Origin of the sequence: Kosakonia sp. N21, assembly GCF_050587465.1 — a bacterium.
Taxonomy (GTDB): domain Bacteria; phylum Pseudomonadota; class Gammaproteobacteria; order Enterobacterales; family Enterobacteriaceae.
Map to the genome: position 1 here is coordinate 146,156 of NZ_JBOBHR010000004.1, position 16,136 is coordinate 162,291.

16 protein-coding genes are annotated in these 16,136 nt (G+C 54.3%); 11 read left to right on the top strand and 5 right to left on the bottom strand.

Annotated elements, in window-relative coordinates; translation table 11 throughout:
* Window positions 1–14 precede the first annotated feature (14 nt).
* The 5 genes from yoaA to rnd all read left to right on the top strand — a co-directional run bounded on the left by yoaA (window position 15) and on the right by rnd (window position 6,399).
* A complete protein-coding gene (yoaA, locus tag ACQ3G7_RS10975; protein ID WP_263100512.1) occupies window positions 15–1,925 on the top strand; it encodes a DNA repair helicase YoaA in 1,911 nt (636 codons plus the stop codon).
* 58 nt (window positions 1,926–1,983) lie between these two features.
* Window positions 1,984–2,679 (top strand): tRNA (adenosine(37)-N6)-threonylcarbamoyltransferase complex dimerization subunit type 1 TsaB, encoded by a 696-nt coding sequence (gene tsaB / locus ACQ3G7_RS10980; protein ID WP_430889827.1) that lies wholly within the window; start codon window positions 1,984–1,986, stop codon window positions 2,677–2,679.
* A 36-nt stretch (window positions 2,680–2,715) separates the two neighbouring features.
* On the top strand, window positions 2,716–3,309 hold the full coding sequence (locus ACQ3G7_RS10985) for a Slp/YeaY family lipoprotein (protein ID WP_430889828.1): 594 nt from the start codon (window positions 2,716–2,718) through the stop codon (window positions 3,307–3,309).
* Between the two features lie 205 nt (window positions 3,310–3,514).
* On the top strand, window positions 3,515–5,200 hold the full coding sequence (gene fadD, locus ACQ3G7_RS10990) for a long-chain-fatty-acid--CoA ligase FadD (RefSeq protein WP_263100515.1): 1,686 nt from the start codon (window positions 3,515–3,517) through the stop codon (window positions 5,198–5,200).
* Window positions 5,201–5,271: 71 nt separating this feature from the next.
* Entirely contained in the window at window positions 5,272–6,399 is a 1,128-nt protein-coding gene (gene rnd, locus ACQ3G7_RS10995) for a ribonuclease D (RefSeq protein ID WP_263100516.1), read from the top strand.
* 89 nt (window positions 6,400–6,488) lie between these two features.
* Here the strand turns inward: rnd and minE are convergent, their stop codons facing one another.
* The 3 genes from minE to minC are packed head-to-tail and all read right to left on the bottom strand — an operon-like array spanning window position 6,489 to window position 8,286.
* Window positions 6,489–6,755, bottom strand: coding sequence for a cell division topological specificity factor MinE (gene minE, locus ACQ3G7_RS11000; RefSeq protein WP_004384978.1), 267 nt, complete (start codon window positions 6,753–6,755; stop codon window positions 6,489–6,491).
* 3 nt (window positions 6,756–6,758) lie between these two features.
* Window positions 6,759–7,571 (bottom strand): septum site-determining protein MinD, encoded by an 813-nt coding sequence (minD, locus tag ACQ3G7_RS11005; protein ID WP_263100517.1) that lies wholly within the window; start codon window positions 7,569–7,571, stop codon window positions 6,759–6,761.
* A 22-nt stretch (window positions 7,572–7,593) separates the two neighbouring features.
* Complete coding sequence (gene minC / locus ACQ3G7_RS11010; RefSeq protein WP_263100518.1) at window positions 7,594–8,286, bottom strand: septum site-determining protein MinC; 693 nt, start codon at window positions 8,284–8,286, stop codon at window positions 7,594–7,596.
* Between the two features lie 123 nt (window positions 8,287–8,409).
* On the opposite strand from minC, the gene ACQ3G7_RS11015 reads away from it, so the two are divergent.
* The 3 genes from ACQ3G7_RS11015 to ycgN all read left to right on the top strand — a co-directional run bounded on the left by ACQ3G7_RS11015 (window position 8,410) and on the right by ycgN (window position 10,032).
* Window positions 8,410–8,685, top strand: coding sequence for a YcgL domain-containing protein (locus ACQ3G7_RS11015; protein ID WP_263100519.1), 276 nt, complete (start codon window positions 8,410–8,412; stop codon window positions 8,683–8,685).
* 147 nt (window positions 8,686–8,832) lie between these two features.
* The gene (locus ACQ3G7_RS11020) at window positions 8,833–9,492 is read left to right on the top strand and encodes a fumarylacetoacetate hydrolase family protein (protein WP_263100520.1); all 660 of its coding nucleotides are present in this window, start codon (window positions 8,833–8,835) and stop codon (window positions 9,490–9,492) included.
* A 93-nt stretch (window positions 9,493–9,585) separates the two neighbouring features.
* Complete coding sequence (gene ycgN / locus ACQ3G7_RS11025; RefSeq protein WP_061500079.1) at window positions 9,586–10,032, top strand: cysteine cluster protein YcgN; 447 nt, start codon at window positions 9,586–9,588, stop codon at window positions 10,030–10,032.
* 245 nt (window positions 10,033–10,277) lie between these two features.
* Here ycgN and dsbB read toward each other — a convergent pair whose 3' ends face one another.
* Window positions 10,278–10,808, bottom strand: coding sequence for a disulfide bond formation protein DsbB (gene dsbB, locus ACQ3G7_RS11030; RefSeq protein ID WP_430889829.1), 531 nt, complete (start codon window positions 10,806–10,808; stop codon window positions 10,278–10,280).
* Between the two features lie 333 nt (window positions 10,809–11,141).
* Here dsbB and fadR point away from each other — a divergent pair, with 333 nt between their 5' ends.
* Window positions 11,142–11,861 carry a fatty acid metabolism transcriptional regulator FadR gene (gene fadR, locus ACQ3G7_RS11035; protein WP_088237916.1) on the top strand — a complete coding sequence of 240 codons (720 nt, stop codon included), beginning with the start codon at window positions 11,142–11,144 and terminating at the stop codon, window positions 11,859–11,861.
* A gap of 37 nt (window positions 11,862–11,898) precedes the next feature.
* Here the strand turns inward: fadR and ACQ3G7_RS11040 are convergent, their stop codons facing one another.
* Window positions 11,899–13,431: a SpoVR family protein gene (locus ACQ3G7_RS11040; protein ID WP_430889830.1), complete on the bottom strand. Its 1,533-nt coding sequence runs from the start codon at window positions 13,429–13,431 to the stop codon at window positions 11,899–11,901.
* 319 nt (window positions 13,432–13,750) lie between these two features.
* Between ACQ3G7_RS11040 and ACQ3G7_RS11045 the strand changes: the two genes are divergently transcribed.
* Window positions 13,751–15,049 carry a D-amino acid dehydrogenase gene (locus tag ACQ3G7_RS11045; RefSeq protein ID WP_430889831.1) on the top strand — a complete coding sequence of 433 codons (1,299 nt, stop codon included), beginning with the start codon at window positions 13,751–13,753 and terminating at the stop codon, window positions 15,047–15,049.
* Between the two features lie 14 nt (window positions 15,050–15,063).
* Window positions 15,064–16,134, top strand: a complete 1,071-nt coding sequence (dadX, locus tag ACQ3G7_RS11050; RefSeq protein ID WP_430889832.1) for a catabolic alanine racemase DadX — start codon at window positions 15,064–15,066, stop codon at window positions 16,132–16,134.
* Window positions 16,135–16,136 lie beyond the last annotated feature (2 nt).

Sequence of the window (16,136 nt, forward strand, 5' to 3'; positions counted from 1 at the left end):
AACCAGGGGGTAGTGTGACGGACGATTTTGCAACAGACGGCCAACTGGCCAAAGCGATTCCGGGATTTAAACCGCGCGAGCCACAGCGCCAGATGGCGCACGCGGTGACAGAGGCGATTCGCCATACCCAACCGCTGGTGGTCGAAGCCGGAACCGGCACCGGAAAAACCTACGCCTACCTGGCCCCGGCGCTACGCTCGGGGAAAAAAGTGATCATCTCCACCGGCTCAAAAGCATTGCAGGATCAGCTCTACAGCCGTGATTTACCCACCGTTGCTAAAGCGCTGGCGTTTACCGGGCGCACCGCGCTGCTGAAAGGCCGTTCCAACTATTTGTGCATTGAGCGTCTTGAGCAGCAAGCGCTGGCGGGCGGCGATCTGCCGGTACAGACACTCAGCGACGTGATTCTGCTGCGTTCATGGTCGAACCAAACGACCGATGGTGACATCAGCACCTGTGTCAGCGTGGCGGAAGATTCGCAAGCCTGGCCGCTGGTCACCAGCACCAATGACAACTGTCTTGGCAGCGATTGCCCGATGTATAAAGACTGTTTTGTGGTGAAAGCGCGTAAAAAAGCGATGGATGCCGATGTGGTGGTGGTTAACCACCATCTGTTTCTCGCCGATATGGTGGTGAAAGAGAGCGGCTTCGGTGAACTTATTCCGGAAGCTGAGGTGATGATATTTGACGAAGCGCATCAGCTTCCGGATATCGCCAGCCAGTATTTTGGTCAGTCGCTCTCCAGCCGCCAGCTACAGGATCTGGCGAAAGATTTCACCATCGCTTACCGGACTGAACTGAAAGATACCGCTCAGTTGCAGAAGTGCGCCGACCGGCTGGCGCAGAGCGCGCAGGACTTCCGCCTGCAACTGGGGGAACCGGGTTATCGCGGTAATCTGCGCGAATTGCTGGCGGATGCGAACATTCAACGCGCATTGTTACTGCTCGATGATGCGCTTGAGCTGTGTTACGACGTGGCAAAGCTCTCCCTCGGGCGTTCGGCGTTGCTGGATGCCGCTTTTGAACGCGCTACGCTCTATCGCGCGCGCCTGAAACGGCTGAAAGAGATCAACCAGCCGGGTTACAGCTACTGGTACGAATGCACATCCCGCCATTTTACGCTGGCGCTCACGCCGCTGACGGTGTCGGATAAATTCACCGAAGTGATGGCGCAGAAAAAAGGCAGCTGGATTTTTACCTCTGCGACGCTGTCGGTGAATGACGATTTGCATCATTTTACGGCGCGGTTGGGTATTGAAGGTGCGGAGTCGTTACTGTTGGCAAGCCCTTTTGATTATCAGCGTCAGGCGTTATTGTGCGTCCCGCGCAATTTGCCGCAGACCAATCAACCGGGTGCTGCGCGCCAGCTTGCCGCCATGTTGCGGCCAATGATTGAAGCAAACAATGGCCGCTGCTTTATGCTCTGTACCTCGCACGCCATGATGCGCGATCTTGCGGAACAGTTCCGCGCCACCATGACCTTGCCCGTCCTGTTGCAGGGTGAAACCAGTAAAGGCCGGTTATTGCAAGAGTTCGTCAGTGCCGGCAATGCACTCTTAGTGGCGACCAGCAGTTTCTGGGAAGGGGTGGACGTGCGCGGCGATACCCTGTCTTTGGTGATCATCGACAAACTGCCGTTCACCTCGCCGGAAGATCCGCTTCTGAAAGCGCGCATGGAAGATTGTCGCCTGCGCGGCGGCGATCCCTTTGACGAGGTGCAGTTACCGGATGCCGTAATTACGCTGAAACAAGGCGTCGGGCGACTGATCCGCGATGTGGACGATCGCGGCGTGCTGGTGATTTGTGATAACCGGCTGGTGATGCGCCCTTATGGTGCGGTGTTCTTGTCGAGTCTTCCGCCTGCGCCCCGCACCCGGGATATTCGTCGCGCAGTCGAATTCCTCGCATCGCCACCGGCGCAGTAATTTGCTGCGGACTGTGGTAAGATGCGCGCCATTTTGTTGATAGTGGACTGTTATACCCATGCGAATTCTGGCTATTGATACCGCCACGGAAGCGTGTTCTGTCGCGCTGTGGAACGATGGTACGACCTTCGCGCACTTCGAACTTTGCCCTCGCGAACACACTCAACGCATCCTGCCGCTGGTTCAGGATGTCCTGCACGATGCAAAAATATCCCTCACGCAACTCGACGCGCTGGCGTTTGGCCGCGGGCCAGGCAGCTTTACCGGTGTACGCATTGGCATCGGTATTGCGCAAGGGCTGGCATTGGGCGCAGAACTGCCGATGATTGGCGTTTCAACGCTGGCGACCATGGCGGAAGGCGCATGGCGAAAGACCGGCGCAACCCGCGTGCTGGCAGCCATCGACGCACGCATGGGGGAAGTCTACTGGGCTGAGTATCAGCGTGATGAGCAGGGCGTCTGGCAGGGGGAAGAGAGCGAAGCTGTGCTCAATCCGCAAGCCGTGATGGCGCGTCTGCAACAGCTTGATGGGCAGTGGGCCACGGTGGGCACTGGCTGGGCTGCCTGGCCGGAGATGGCCAGCACGTGTGCGCTGTCGCTCATCGAGGGTGAAACCACGCTGCCAGCCGCCGAAGATATGCTGCCGATTGCCCGTCGCTTGTTTACTGAGCAACGCACGGTTGCCGTTGAGCATGCTGAACCTGTTTATTTGCGTAACGAAGTGGCATGGAAGAAACTTCCGGGCCGGGAATGAATCTCAGTAGTACAAACTGAGTTGAGGAGTCGCATCATGGCGGGTCAAAAAAGAGGTATGCGCTGGTTGCTGGCCGGTCTGGCATCGGCAGTGTTAAGCGGTTGTGTTTCTGTGCCTGACGCGATTAAAGGAACCAGTCCAACGCCGCAAGAAGATTTGGTGCGGGTAATGAATGCACCCACGCTGTATGTCGGTCAGGAAGGGCGTTTTGGCGGTAAGGTTGTTGATATTAAGAACCAGCAAGGGAAAACCCGGCTGGAAATCGCCGCTGTACCGCTGGATAGCGGTGCTCGCCCGGTGCTGGGTGAGCCTTCTGTTGGTCGTATTTATGCAGACGTGAACGGCTTTCTTGATCCTGTCGACTTCCGCAATCAGTTAGTTACCGTCGTCGGTCCTATCACCGGTACCGAAGAAGGGAAAGTGGGCGACGCACCCTATAAATATATGGTGATGCAGGCCAACGGCTACAAACGCTGGCGTTTGACCCAGCAGGTAGTGATGGCGCCGCAGCCTGTCGATCCCTGGTTTTGGGGACCGGGGCCAGGGCCACGCCACTGGCACTCCGGGTTAGGGGGCTGGGGTTGGTATCCGCCTGAGCCTGCCCGTGTTGAGACTGTCGTGACAGAGTAATTCCTTGTTATAACAAGAGAAAGAGACAGCGGCCTGGCCGCTGTTTCTGTCTATAGCGGTTTATAAGAAAAATAATTAGTGACGCGCTTCGCAACCTTCGGCTCGCTTAATTAATAAACTGGTACGCTGAGTTAATATTATGTTAACGGCTTGTTTATTAACTGGGGTTGTGATGACCAAAAATACTCATTTCAGAGGTGATGCATTGAAGAAGGTTTGGCTTAACCGTTATCCCGCAGATGTTCCTGCGGAGATCAATCCCGACCGTTATCAATCCCTGGTTGAATTATTCGAACACTCCACCGCACGTTATGCCGATCAACCCGCGTTTATCAATATGGGCGAGGTGATGACATACCGGAAGCTGGAAGAGCGCAGCCGGGCATTCGCCGCCTATCTTCAGCAAGGTCTGGGGCTGAAAAAAGGCGATCGCGTCGCGTTGATGATGCCAAACCTGCTGCAATATCCGGTCGCGTTATTTGGTATTTTGCGTGCCGGAATGATTGTGGTGAACGTCAACCCACTGTATACCCCGCGCGAGCTGGAGCACCAACTGAATGACAGCGGCGCGTCCGCGATTGTGATTGTCTCGAACTTCGCCCACACCCTGGAGAAGGTGGTTGATAAAACCCAGGTGCGCCATGTGATCCTGACTCGCATGGGCGATCAACTGTCGTCGGCAAAAGGCACGCTGGTGAACTTTGTCGTCAAATACGTTAAGCGTCTGGTGCCGAAATACCATCTTCCGGATGCCATTTCATTCCGCCGCGCGTTGCAAAGCGGTTATCGCATGCAGTACGTCAAACCTGAGGTGATTGCGGACGATCTCGCCTTCCTGCAATACACCGGCGGAACCACCGGGGTAGCGAAAGGGGCGATGCTGACCCATCGCAACATGCTGGCGAACCTGGAGCAGGTTAATGCGACTTACGGGCCGTTGTTGCACCGCGGCAAAGAGCTGGTGGTGACGGCGCTTCCGCTGTATCACATTTTTGCGCTGACCATGAACTGCCTGCTGTTTATTGAACTGGGCGGGCAAAACCTGCTGATCACCAACCCACGTGATATCCCGGGGCTGGTTAAAGAGCTGGCGAAATACCCGTTCACCTCGATGACCGGGGTAAATACGCTGTTTAACGCGCTGCTGAATAATGACGAGTTTCGCAAACTGGATTTCTCCTCGCTGCACTTGTCCGCAGGCGGGGGGATGCCGGTGCAGCAAGCGGTGGCGGATCGCTGGGTCAAGCTGACCGGGCAGTATTTGCTGGAAGGTTATGGCCTGACTGAATGCTCGCCGCTGGTGAGTGTAAACCCGCACGACATCGATTATCACAGTGGCAGCATTGGTCTGCCGGTGCCGTCCACCGAGGCCAAACTGGTGGATGATGAGGGGAATGAAGTCGCGCCGGGCGAACCCGGGGAGCTGTGTGTGAAAGGGCCGCAGGTGATGCTGGGCTACTGGCAGCGACCGGATGCGACGGATGAAATTCTGCGTGACGGCTGGCTCTACACCGGTGACATTGCCGTGATGGATGACGAAGGTTTCCTGCGTATTGTCGATCGCAAAAAAGACATGATTCTGGTCTCGGGTTTTAATGTCTACCCGAACGAGATTGAAGACGTTGTGATGCAGCATGCCGGGGTACGGGAAGTGGCTGCGGTGGGCGTCCCGTCTGAAAACAGCGGTGAAGCGGTGAAGATCTTCGTCGTCAAAAAAGAGGACAGCCTGACGGAAGATGCGCTGATTGCGTTTTGCCGCCGCCAGCTGACGGGCTATAAGGTGCCGAAGCTGGTGGAATTCCGCAGTGAATTGCCAAAATCGAACGTCGGTAAGATTTTACGACGAGAATTACGTGACGAAGCGCGTGGCAAAGTGGACAATAAAGCCTGAGCTATGCATTAATCGCCCGAACGCCGGTTAAGCCGGCGTTTTTTATGGGTGCAAACTAAAGAGATAATGATTTGAATTACCAGATGATCACGACGAACGACGCACTGGCGGCGTTGTGTGAAGCCGCCAGTGCGTTTCCGGCCATTGCCCTGGATACCGAATTTGTCCGCACCCGTACTTACTACCCGCAACTGGGGCTGATTCAGCTCTATGACGGTGAGCATGTGGCGCTGATTGATCCGCTGTCTATTACCGACTGGACGCCGTTTCGCAACCTGTTGATCAATACGCAGGTGACCAAATACCTGCATGCGGGGAGCGAAGATCTGGAGGTTTTCCTGAACGCGTTCGGCGTACAGCCGCAACCGATGATCGATACCCAAATTCTCGCTGCATTCTGCGGTCGTCCGCTTTCATGGGGCTTTGCCGCCATGGTGGAGGAGTTCACCGGACTGGTTATCGATAAGAGCGAGTCACGTACCGACTGGCTGGCGCGCCCGCTGACGGAACGTCAGTGCGACTATGCCGCCGCAGACGTGTGGTATCTGCTGCCGATCGCCGGCAAGTTGCTGGCGGAAACGGAACAGGCCGGTCGACTGGATGCCGCGCTGGACGAATGTCGCTTGATGATGCAGCGTCGCCAGGAAGTGCTGGCACCGGAAGAGGCATGGCGCGATATCACCAACGCCTGGCAGTTGCGTACGCGTCAGCTTGCCTGCCTGCGCTTGCTTGCGGACTGGCGGTTGCGTAAGGCGCGCGAGCGTGATCTGGCGGTGAATTTTGTCGTTCGGGAAGAGAACCTGTGGGCGGTCGCGCGCTACATGCCTGCCAGCATGGGCGAACTGGACAGCATCGGTCTCTCCGGCAGTGAAATTCGTTTCCATGGCAAAACGCTGCTGGCGCTGGTTGCGCAGGCTCAGGCGCTACCGGAAGAGGCGTTGCCGGAACCGCTATTGAATCTGATGGATATGCCGGGTTATCGCAAGGCATTCAAGGCCATTAAAGCGCTGGTGCAAACCATTGGTGAAAGCGAGAAAGTGAGCGTTGAGCTGCTGGCTTCACGCCGGCAGATTAATCAGTTGTTGAATTGGCACTGGAAATTGAAACCGCAGACAACCGCACCGGAATTAATTAGCGGTTGGCGGGGAGAAATGATGGCCGATCAGCTGAAAAAATTACTGGATGAATATCCACGATAATAACTGTAAATAATTACAGGGTATTCCGTGTAATAAACAAAAAAGGCAGAAATTATCTGCCTTTTTTTAATGCCTGCGCGAAACGTTATTTATTTCGTTTCTTCTGCTTCCGGCAGGGTAACGTTAAGTTCCAGAATGGAAATATCGTCCCCTTTTTGTTCCAGTTGAACCGTCACCATCTCTGGATCGATTTGTACATACTTACAAATCACTTCCAGAATATCCCGCTTAAGCTGCGGTAAATAATGGGGTTCAGCGTCGCTGCGGCGACGTTCTGCAACAATAATTTGCAGGCGTTCTTTAGCAATGCTGGCAGTGTTCTTTTTTCTGGAGAGAAAAAAGTCAAGTAATGCCATAACTTATCCTCCGAACAAGCGTTTGAGGAAACCTTTCTTCTCTTCTTCAATGAAGCGGAAAGGACGATCTTCTCCTAACAGACGTTCCACGGCATCGGCATAGGCTTTACCCGCGTCTGCGTTGACATCCAGGATAACCGGCTCACCCTGGTTTGACGCGCGTAACACGGACTGATCTTCCGGGATCACGCCAACCAGTTTGATTCGCAGAATTTCCAGCACATCTTCCATGCTCAGCATGTCGCCGCGGTTAACCCGCCCCGGGTTGTAACGGGTCAACAGCAGGTGCTCTTTAATCGGTTCTTCACCATTTTCGGCGCGGCGTGATTTCGACGCAAGAATACCGAGAATGCGGTCAGAGTCACGCACTGACGACACTTCCGGGTTGGTGGTGATAATGGCTTCATCGGCGAAATAGAGCGCCATCAGCGCGCCGGTTTCGATACCCGCAGGGGAGTCGCAGACAATGAAATCGAAATCCATTTTCTTCAGATCTTCGAGCACCTGCGCCACGCCTTCACGGGTCAGCGCGTCTTTATCGCGGGTCTGCGATGCCGGAAGAATATAGAGATTTTCGGTGCGTTTATCTTTGATCAACGCCTGGTTCAGCGTTGCATCACCCTGGATAACGTTGACGAAATCGTACACGACGCGGCGTTCGCAGCCCATGATGAGATCCAGGTTGCGCAGCCCAATATCGAAATCGATAACGACGGTTTTCTTGCCCTTCTGGGCTAAACCAGTAGCGATGGCCGCGCTGGAGGTGGTCTTGCCAACGCCCCCTTTACCCGAAGTAACAACAATAATGCGTGCCATAGGAGTTCCTTGTTAAAAGGGCTTAATTTAAGGGTTGAATTGTCAAAGCGTTGTCCGCTAACCGCAAACGTGCCGCTTTGCCATAATAATCGGCCGGGATTTGATCGCTCAGCCAGTATTCTCCCGCGATGGAAACCAGTTCCGGCGTGAGGTGTGTGCAAAAAATTTGTGCCTCGCGATCGCCGCTAGCTCCCGCCAGCGCTCGCCCACGCATCATGCCATAGACATGGATATTGCCGTCGGCAATCAGTTCAGCGCCTGCGCTGACGTGGCTGGTGACAATCAGATCACAGTGTGGTGCATAAATCCGCTGACCGGAACGAACCGGGGTGTCAATCAAGCGTGTTTTTGTGACCGGGGTAACAATGGGAGTGGGTTCAGGAGCGATGGCCTTACGCGGCGCTTTCTCTTTACCTTCTGTCAGTAGGGGGAGCCCGGCGCGCTCGATTTCCGCTTTCAATTCGCTGTCTTTACAGCCGCTAATACCCACGACGCGCAGACCGGTTTCGGTAATACTCTGCTGTAGCCGGGGCCAGTTAACCGGGCCTTCCAGCGTGGAGACATTGATGACAACGGGAGCATGTTGCAAGAAAGCAGGAGCCTGAGCGATTTTGTCTTCTAACGCCTGACGAATAACCTCGGGTTTTGCATCATGCAAGTGAACCACTGATAAGGTAAAACTACTGCCTTTTAGCTCGATGGGCGTGTTTGACATCCTGACCTTACTCATTTTGCTATTATCACCCGATCGTTGAGTGATATTCCGAAGACTATCAGGCATGTTATAGTCACTGTTATATTCAGGCAAGTAACCACCCGCTAATTCCGAGTAATAAGTATGTTTTGTGTGATCTATCGAAGTGCCCGTCGTGAACAGACTTATCTGTATGTCGAAAAAAAAGACGATTTTTCCCGCGTACCGGAAGCGTTAATGCAGAGCTTCGGTCCACCGCAGTTGACGATGCTTTTTCCGCTTGATGGTCGTAAAAAATTGGCTGGCGCGGATTTGGATAAAGTAAAAGAAGCATTGGTCACGCAAGGCTATTATTTGCAGTTACCGCCACCACAAGAAAACTTATTGAAACAACACCTCGCGGGTTTAGGCAAACAATAAACCCGAAACGTGAAAGGACGGCTCTTTGAGCCGTTTCTTATTTGTACCTTCGACACAGGCGGCAACGCGTTGGTATTTGACAAACTGCCGGGTGGCGCGGATAGTCATTTTTCGCTCATGTTCAATGTGTTACCGGAGGTGGAATAAATGTATCAGCATCACAACTGGCAGGGCGCTCTGCTGGATTACCCGGTGAGTAAAGTGGTTTGCGTTGGCAGCAACTATGCGAAACATATTAAGGAAATGGGGAGCGCTACCCCGGAAGAGCCGGTTCTGTTTATTAAACCCGAAACGGCGTTGTGCGACATCCGCCAGCCGCTCGCCTTGCCACAGGATTTTGGTTCTGTGCACCATGAAGTGGAACTGGCGGTGCTGATTGGCGCAACGCTGCGCCAGGCCACGGAAGAACATGTCCGTAAGGCCATAGCCGGATACGGCGTGGCGCTGGATCTCACGCTACGCGATCTGCAAAGTAAAATGAAGAAAGCCGGGCAGCCGTGGGAAAAAGCCAAAGGTTTTGATAATTCATGCCCGATTTCTGGCTTTATCCCGGCGGCGGAGTTTGCCAGCGACCCGCAAAACACGACGCTTGGTCTGAAAGTGAATGGCGAAGTCCGCCAGCAAGGCACGACTGCCGATATGATCCACAAAATCGTGCCGCTGATTGCCTATATGAGCCGCTTTTTCACGCTGAAAGCAGGCGATGTGGTCCTGACCGGCACGCCAGATGGCGTCGGCCCGCTGCAAAGCGGTGATGAGCTGGACGTGAGCTTTAACGGCCTTTCCCTGACGACCCGCGTACTTTGACACAGTTTGCCGCCTGGAACGGGCGGCAAAACTTGCATCCGCATGCCAGACTGGTTATAAGGTGCTCCCTGGATTTTAATGGCGGATTTTATCATGAACGACACTCCTTTCTGGCAAAGCAAAACTCTCGACCAAATGACGGACGCGGAGTGGGAGTCGTTATGTGATGGCTGCGGGCAGTGCTGCCTGCATAAACTGATGGATGAAGACACCGACGAAATCTACTTTACCAATGTTGCCTGTCGTCAGTTGAATATCAAAACCTGCCAGTGTCGTAACTATGAGCGTCGGTTCGAGTATGAACCTGATTGCATCAAACTGACCCGCGAAAATCTCCCGACCTTTGAATGGCTGCCGCCGAGCTGCGCTTACCGTTTACTGGCCGAGGGTAAAGCGTTACCACTGTGGCACCCGCTGCGCACTGGCTCCAAAGCGGCAATGCACGCCGAACGCATTTCCGTGCGCCATATTGCCGTGAAAGAGTCTGAAGTCCGCGACTGGCAGGAGCACATTTTAAACAAACCGGAATGGGCGGATTAACGTTCAGACACCCCAAAAAACGTCGATAATTACCGACGCGATAAGCAGCCAGCAGGGCAGGGAAAAGTAAAAAACGCCTCGCTACACGCCGTTTACGAGAGCGGGCAATTTTTCACGCTTGTATGTTGGTTCCAGTGTGGTGTTGTTAAATCGCAGCAATGTCCGGGCGGTAAACTTCAGGCAACTGCGCTATGGGCTGGAACCGGGAAGGTAATGCAAAAAAACGCTCCCGAGGGAGCGTTCTGTTAGCGACCAAAGAGATCGCGTTTTTTCGGTTTGAACGGTTGGGCAATCAGCACCAACAGCGCAACGACCAGATAAGCCACAAAAATGCCCAGCAGCCACTGCGGCATCTCCAGCGTCAGAAACGACCATTGACGCTCAGCACAGTCGCCGGATGCGACAAACACTTGCGGGAGCCATTTATCCAGCGGCAGCCACGTTGGAAAACGGGCGGCAAAATCGCAGGTCATAAACGGGGAAGGGTGCAGCTGAATCATCGTATGTTCCCAGGCAAGCTGGATGCCGCGCCATGCGCTATAGAGCCAGATCGCCAGAGCGACGTAACGTAGCGGCGTTTTTGGCGCAATCGCGCCGACAATTCCGGCACCCATCACGCCAAACAACGCGCTGCGTTCATAAATACAGAGTACGCAGGGTTTCAGCAGCATGACATGCTGGAACCACAGCGCGACCATTTCAAGTGCAAACGCCGTCAGCGCCATTAATAACCACGCGCCGCGCCCGCGCGAGCACTTGTTCAAGTATCGCAACATAATCATTTCCCTGGGAGATGCTTTGAAAAAGCAGTGTAAACGAAATCTCTCTACAGGCCACTAGCGGCTGGTAAAATATTACGTAATTGAATGTTTATCATGCGAAAAGTCAAACCAGACCACCAAGCGATGTCATATCCGGCAAAAAAGAACGGGCATTTTGCGCTGCATCAGTTTCGGATGAAAGCCATATGACTTATGAGGTTAAGCGCTGCTAAATAGTCAAAATGGCGTACCGATCCCCTTTTTTCTTCTTTTCGCATGCTACCTGCCCCCGACGGGGTCTGGTATGATGAGTCCTCTTTGCTAATGCTGTGTAATGGAAATCTCACTATGGTCATTAAGGCGCAGAGCCCGGCGGGTTTCGCGGAAGAGTACATCATTGAAAGTATCTGGAATAATCGCTTCCCCCCGGGATCCATTCTTCCTGCTGAACGCGAACTCTCTGAACTGATTGGCGTCACCCGTACCACATTGCGTGAAGTTTTACAGCGTCTGGCCCGCGATGGCTGGCTCACTATTCAGCATGGCAAACCCACCAAAGTGAATAACTTCTGGGAAACGTCGGGTCTGAACATTCTGGAAACGCTGGCGCGTCTCGATCACGAAAGCGTTCCGCAGTTGATCGACAACTTGTTGTCGGTGCGCACCAACATTTCCACTATCTTCATTCGTACTGCATTCCGTCAGCACCCTGATGACGCGTTGAAAGTGCTGGCCAGCGCGCGCGAGGTGGAAGACCACGCTGACGCGTTTGCCGAACTCGATTACAACGTTTTCCGCGGGCTTGCTTTTGCCTCCGGCAATCCGATTTACGGGTTGATCCTGAACGGTATGAAAGGGTTGTATACGCGCATTGGTCGCCATTACTTCTCCAGCCCGGAAGCACGTAGCCTGGCGCTGGGTTTCTATCACAAGCTGGCGGAAGTGTGTGAGCATGCGCAGCACGATCAGGTTTACGAACTGGTGCGTCGCTACGGTCATGAGAGCGGTGAAATCTGGCACCGTATGCAAAAAACGATGCCAGGCGATTTGGCCTTACAAGGGCGATAAGCAAAGTTACCCCTCTGCGGCGCAGAGGGGATTTCCATTACAGTGTGTTAGAGCGTTGCGGGCAGCGCTCTAACAGTTCCACGCTACCATCTTCATTTTGCTGCTCCAGCAGCACATCAAATCCCCACAGCCGGTGCACATGCTTCAGAACTTCGCGGCGACCTTTATCCAGCGGCGCGCGATTGTGCGGAATGTAACGCAGCGTCAGCGAGCGATCGCCGCGTAAATCCACGTTCCAGACCTGAATATTCGGCTCCAGGTTGCTCAGGTTGTACTGTGACGACAGTTTGTTGCGGATCTCCCGGTAGCCCTCTTCGTTATGAATAGCGGCAATCTCCAGGTAGTTATTGCGATCGTCATCCAGCACGGTAAAGAAGCGGAAGTCACGCATGATTTTCGGTGACATAAACTGGCTGATAAAGCTTTCATCCTTAAAGTCGCGCATCGCGAAATGCAGCGTTTCCAGCCAGTCAGAACCGGCAATATCCGGGAACCAGTACTTATCTTCATCGGTCGGCGACTGGCAAATTCGCTTGATGTCCTGGAACATGGCAAAGCCCAGCGCATAGGGGTTGATGCCGCTATACCACGGGCTGTTATAGGGCGGCTGGAACACCACATTGGTATGGCTGTGCAGGAACTCCAGCATAAAGCGGTCGGTGACTTTGCCTTCGTCATACAAGTGGTTGAGGATGGTGTAGTGCCAGAACGTCGCCCATCCTTCGTTCATCACCTGAGTCTGTTTCTGCGGGTAAAAATACTGGCTGACTTTGCGCACGATGCGCAGGATTTCGCGCTGCCACGACTCCAGCAACGGCGCGTTTTTCTCCATAAAGTAGAGCAGATTCTCCTGCGGCTCCGCCGGGTAGCGACGCGCCTGGGCCACCGCCACCTCTTCGTCGCGTTTCGGCAGCGTACGCCACAGCATATTCACCTGGCTTTGCAGATACTCCTCGCGGCTTTTCTGGCGCGCTTTCTCCTCCTGCAGCGAGATTTTCTGCGGGCGTTTGTAGCGATCCACACCGTAGTTCATCAGCGCATGGCAGGAGTCGAGCAGTTTTTCCACTTCATCCACGCCATAACGCTCTTCGCAATCGGTAATGTATTTGCGGGCGAAGATCAGGTAATCGACAATCGAGCTGGCGTCAGTCCAGCTTCGGAACAGATAGTTGTTTTTGAAAAACGAGTTATGCCCGTAGCAGGCATGCGCCATCACCAGTGCCTGCATGGTAATGGTGTTCTCTTCCATCAGGTAGGCGATGCAGGGATTCGAGTTGATGACAATTTCATAAGCCAGCCCTTGCTGACCATGTTTGTAAAGGCGTTCCGTCTCGATGAATTTCTTACCGAACGACCAGTGAGGGTAGTTAATTGGCATACCTACGCTTGAGTAGGCATCCATCATTTGTTCTGAGGTGATCACTTCGATTTGATGCGGATAGGTATCCAGCCGGTAGAGTTTCGCCACCCGGTCGATCTCTGCCAGGTAAACATCCAGCAGATCGAAAGTCCAATCGGGTCCATCGCTCAGACGAATAGAGTCCTTATTCATTGAGTCAATCGTAGCCATTAGCGCGCCCTCGTTGTTAACAACACTCTCTGTATGGAGCGTCTCATTTCAAGCATAGAACACGCAATAAAATCTGTGGCTAAGCCATAGGTTTTTCTTCGCGATTTTTTCTTCTCGAGGCGGCGCTGAAAGGCTGTTTTGTAGTTTTTTGTTCTGCGCTTAAAAGGCGTTCAGCAGGAGATGCTAAATACGTTTAGCCCTTGTAATAGGGCGAAGCTGTGAGAGATGTCACCATAAAAAAGGCATATGTTGAATAATATTTTCATCTGGGTTATCAATTTGTAATTAGATGATTGTGCTTTACTCATGGGAGAGGGATATGCAAGTTGTTGTCTTAGGTAGCGGGGTGGTGGGCGTCACCAGCGCATGGTATCTGCGTCAGGCGGGTCATGACGTGACGGTGATCGATCGGCAGCCTGGCCCCGCGCAGGAGACCAGCGCCGCCAATGCCGGGCAGATTTCACCTGGCTATGCTGCGCCCTGGGCTGCGCCAGGCGTACCGCTGAAAGCGATTAAATGGATGTTTCAGCGCCATGCGCCGCTGGCTATCCGCCTGGATGGCACATCATCACAGTTAAAATGGATGTGGCAAATGCTGCGTAACTGCGACACCCGCCACTACATGGAAAACAAAGGACGCATGGTGCGTCTGGCGGAATACAGCCGCGACTGTCTGAAAATGCTGCGGGAAACCACCAATGTTCAGTACGAAGGGCGGCAGGGCGGTACATTGCAACTGTTTCGCACCGCTGAACAGTATGAAAATGCGACCCGCGATATCGCCGTTTTGCAGGATGCCGGGGTGCCCTATCAATTGCTGGAGGCGGCACGTCTGGCGGAGGTTGAACCGGCGCTGGCGGAAGTCGCGGGTAAACTGACGGGCGGGCTGCGCTTGCCGAATGATGAAACCGGCGACTGCCAGCTCTTTACTCAACATCTGGCGCAGATGGCCGCCCAGGCGGGAGTGGTGTTCCGCTTTAACACACCGGTGGATCGCCTGCTGTACGAAGGCGAGAAAATCTACGGCGTGAAATGTGGCGACGAGGTGATCAAAGCCGATGCCTACGTAATGGCGTTTGGATCCTGGTCCACGGGTTTACTGAAAGGGATTGTTGATATTCCGGTCTATCCGCTTAAAGGTTATTCCCTGACTATCCCGATTGCACAAGAAGATGGCGCGCCGGTATCGACCATCCTTGATGAGACTTACAAGATTGCCATTACCCGTTTTGACCAGCGCATCCGCGTGGGCGGAATGGCGGAAATTGTGGGTTACAACACCGAGTTGTTGAAGCCGCGCCGTGAAACGCTGGAGATGGTGGTGCGCGACCTGTTCCCGCGCGGCGGCCACGTTGAACAGGCTACCTTCTGGACGGGGTTGCGGCCAATGACGCCGGACGGCACGCCGGTTGTCGGGCGTACTCCGTTTAAAAATCTGTGGCTCAATACCGGACACGGTACGCTGGGCTGGACAATGGCCTGCGGTTCCGGTCAGTTGATAAGCGATCTGATTTCCGGCACGACGCCCGCGATTCCGTCTGATGATCTTGGCGTGGCGCGCTATCTGTCGGGTTTTACGCCTGCGCGTGCGCAACACTTACACGGCGTTCATAACTGATATAAGGAATAGTGATGTCTCGTCCGGTTCTGGCCACCCTGGATTTACAGGCGCTGGCCAATAACTTGCAGGTTGTTCGCCGCGCAGCGCCATCAGCAAAAATCTGGTCGGTCGTTAAGGCAAACGCGTACGGGCACGGTATCGATCGTGTCTGGCGTGCGCTTAATACCACAGACGGCTTCGCCATGCTGAATCTGGAAGAAGCTATCCTGCTGCGTGAGCGCGGCTGGAAAGGACCGATTCTGATGCTGGAGGGTTTTTTCCATGCGGATGAGCTGCCGCTGTTTGATAAATACCGCCTGACCACCAGCCTGCACAGCAACTGGCAAATTAACGCACTGCAAAATGCGCGTCTGCAAGCACCGCTGGATATCTACCTGAAAATTAACAGCGGAATGAACCGGCTGGGTTTTCAGCCCGAGCGCGTGCATGGCGTCTGGCAGCAGTTGCGTGGCCTGGCAAACGTGGGTGACATCACGCTGATGTCCCATTTTGCTGAGGCGGAACACCCGCAAGGCATTATCGCGCCGATGGCGCGTATTGCGCAGGCCGCTGAAGGCATCGCCGCACCGCGATCGCTGGCAAACTCGGCCGCCACGCTCTGGCACCCGGAGGCACATTTTGACTGGGTGCGACCCGGTATTGTGCTCTATGGCGCGTCGCCCTCGGGCGATTGGCAGGATGTGGCCACCAGTGGTATTCGTCCGGTAATGACGCTGAGCAGTGAAATTATCGCCGTACAAACGCTAAAGGCTGGCGATACTGTGGGGTATGGCGCACGCTACCGCGCCGGTTCAGAGCAGCGCATTGGCGTGGTCGCCTGTGGCTATGCTGATGGTTATCCGCGACTGGCGCCGACGGGGACCCCCGTACTGGTGGATGGCATCCGTACAACTACCGTGGGGGCGATCTCGATGGATATGTTGACGGTGGATTTAACCCCTTGCCCACAGGCCGGCATTGGTACGCCGGTCGAACTATGGGGCAAGGCGATTAAAATCGATGAAGTGGCTACGGCGTCCGGCACAGTCGGGTATGAATTGATGTGCGCATTAGCACCGCGCGTCCCGGTAGTGACAGTGTAAAA